This is a genomic window from Chryseobacterium sp. (genome assembly GCF_022712095.1).
In the GTDB taxonomy this organism is placed as follows: Bacteria; Bacteroidota; Bacteroidia; order Flavobacteriales; family Weeksellaceae; genus Chryseobacterium.
Genome location: NZ_JALAHD010000224.1, coordinates 1 through 2,883, shown reverse-complemented (window position 1 = coordinate 2,883; position 2,883 = coordinate 1). Strand labels below are relative to the sequence as shown.

Genomic DNA, 2,883 nt, shown 5'->3' with positions numbered 1-2,883 from the left:
GATCTATAACAAGATTTCCTAAATTTATGAAAAAATTGTTTCCTAATACGGCATCCTCATTTATATGGTCTGTTATGTGCACAAAAGGAGTAAAATCAGGTGAAAGTTCTGCTGTAGGGGTAGCAAAGCCATAGCTGTTTTTGAGCAAATAAGAAACATCATTGTTATTATTTTTTCCTGATACACTTATATAAATTCCACCTTCAAGTGTTAGCTTGGGTATATTTTTGTCAAATATAAGTTGGGCAAAGTGGGGACTTACTTCTAAGAATTGAGAATTTGAACCGAAATCTGAATGGATATATACTTTTTTATTTCCAAGTTCAATAGGTATAAAATGAATATGGTCTTTGCCTATCACAAAGGGGAACTCCTGAACGAATTCTTTTTGGGATGGTTTTTTTGAAACAGTCAATAGATTATTGTCAAAATTAAAATCCCAGATATATTGATTGATAAGTTCAGCTCCGATTATAGCATCAATTTTTGAATCAGTAGGAATGACAGATGAATCAAAAATAATTCCTTTAACTTTTGATTTTTCTATAGTGCCGAATTTAAATGAAGGTATTGTAGTAAAACCTATACCTATTATTTCGCCGGTGCCATCCATTGCTTTTTTTACTTTATTTGGTTCTAAACCGAGTTTTTTGGAAAAGCTTTTATCTATTCCGCAGTATGAAAACCCATTATCCCAAACTATATTGGCTCCGATACCGTTGATTTCTCCTTTCAGAAAAATAACCCCGTCACTGATAACAAAAGGTATAGTAGTACTTTTGCTAGAACTGTTTTGGCTCTTTGTGTTTTGTCCCCAATAAAGACTGAAAAATAGGAAAAAGATAAATGAGAGGTGTTTCATTTTGTTTGTGTTTTTTATTTTGTTTAAGTTGGGATTTGTATTACGCAAAAAATAGACCAATTTGATGCTTTTGTAAGTCGTTGAAGTATAGTTTAATACGCGGACTTGAAATAAGGCGAGGTATAATGAGTGTTAATATTAATTTGTTTCTCAGTTTTGGGTAGTTATTAAGTAATTTTATTTTAATATTTTTGGGTTTATATTGAATTTAAATATGAATTTTGAAGATTTTATCATTTCACCGAGAAGTTTTAAAACGGAAAGCTGGCAGATAGGGAATGAAATTTCTAAGGATATAAAGGAGGATGGTATTGTGCTTCTTTTTGTTTCTGATTACAGAGGTGCAGGTGGTGATGCGAAAGTACAGGATTTTACTGGGGTAAGGAAGGAATTCTATAAACTTTCCCAGTTAGACTTCGAAATCCCTGTAATAGATTTGGGAGATTTGGTCTCCGGAAAATCTGTGGAAGACTCTCATTACATTTTGCAGGAAATTTTATCTGCATGCCATTATAAAAATGCAATTCCGGTAATTGTCGGAGGTTCTAATGATTTTGCATTCTCATTATTTTCGGCCCTTAATTTTCATCAGAAGAATATTAATTATACTCAAATCAGCAACGTCATTTCCTTAAAACAAGGAGAGTTAATAAATGAACAGACTTTTTTAAGTAAAATTTTAGGGTCTAAAAACCTGTCCATTAAAAACTATCATCATTTAGGATATCAGAAACATCTTAATGAGGCTGATTCTGTAAGGTTGATTAAAGAAGTACAGTTTGATATTATACGATTGGCAGAAATGATGAATTCTACTGAGAAAACAGAGCCTTTTTTTAGAAAAGCAGATCTGGTTACAGTGAACTGTGATGCAGTTGAAAGTTTCAATGAACCATTTTCAATGAATCCACAGGTTAATGGATTGAATAAAAGAGAAATCTGTGCTTATATGAAAGAAATAGGTTTGAGTGACAATCTGAAATCTGTAGGTATTTTTAATTATAACATTTATTCAGATAATCAATTGAACCATCAGCTATTAGCTCAAATGCTGTGGTATTTGATGGAGGGAATCAATATTCAGCGTTCACATCCTAAAGAAAAGCATTATGAAATATTTTATGTATTGATTGATGATAAGCAATATGCATTTAAGCGCGATGTCTTCAGTAATTTATGGTTTTTCGGAGATGATGAGAGTATAGATAATTGTATTCCATGTTCACGGAAAGATTTCGACGAAGCAAAAAAAGGATGGCTGAATCCACGACTGATGAAAATATAAAATATGATGAAAACTGTTCCCATAAAAGTTTCTGTTATTGTTCCTGTTTACAATGTTGAAAATTATTTAGAAAAATGTCTTGATTCGTTGGTTAAGCAGACGCTTCAGAATATTGAAATTGTAGTGGTAAATGATGGGAGTAAAGATAATTCTGAAATAATTATTCAGAGATATGCAGAACAATATCCAGAAAAGATAAAAGCATTTACAAAGTCCAATGGAGGATTGAGTGATGCCAGAAATTTTGGAATAGAAAAATCAAAAGGAGATTATCTGGGATTTGTAGATAGTGACGATTATGTTACAGAAACAATGTTTGAGGAAATGTTATCATTGGCAGAAAAACATCAGGCTAAAATGGTGATATGTAATATCCAGAAAGTGGATGAACATGGAAATGTGACTCAAAAACTTACTCAGATCCCTAATATGCCGGAAAAAATAGAATTAGAAAAATACTTTTCCATATTTTCTGATCTAAGCTATTTCGCGTGTAATAAATTATTCAAAAAAGAGCTGTTTGAGCATAAAAAATTTAAAAAAGGAGTGCATTTTGAAGATATACAGCTTATCCCTCAGCTTTTATTGGAATGTGAAGTACTTGCACAAACCCAAAACTTTCATTATCAATATCTCGAAAGAACAGATTCTATTACGAAAACACATACCGAAAAAGGACTGGATATTTTAAAAGCGGTAAAAGATGTGGAAGAAGTTTTTGAAAAATCTCAATATT

At 31.7% G+C, this 2,883-nt stretch carries 3 protein-coding genes; 2 read left to right on the top strand and 1 reads right to left on the bottom strand.

Annotated features, from left to right (window positions below; all coding sequences use genetic code 11):
- Positions 1–862: retropepsin-like aspartic protease (locus Q0A18_RS11855; protein ID WP_292010359.1), on the bottom strand; the 862-nt coding region annotated here is incomplete at its 3' end.
- Positions 863–1,076: 214 nt separating this feature from the next.
- Here Q0A18_RS11855 and Q0A18_RS11850 point away from each other — a divergent pair.
- The gene (locus Q0A18_RS11850; RefSeq protein WP_292010358.1) at positions 1,077–2,147 is read left to right on the top strand and encodes a formimidoylglutamase; all 1,071 of its coding nucleotides are present in this window, start codon (positions 1,077–1,079) and stop codon (positions 2,145–2,147) included.
- A 6-nt stretch (positions 2,148–2,153) separates the two neighbouring features.
- The coding region (locus tag Q0A18_RS11845; protein WP_292010357.1) for a glycosyltransferase family 2 protein at positions 2,154–2,883 on the top strand (730 nt) is incomplete at its 3' end.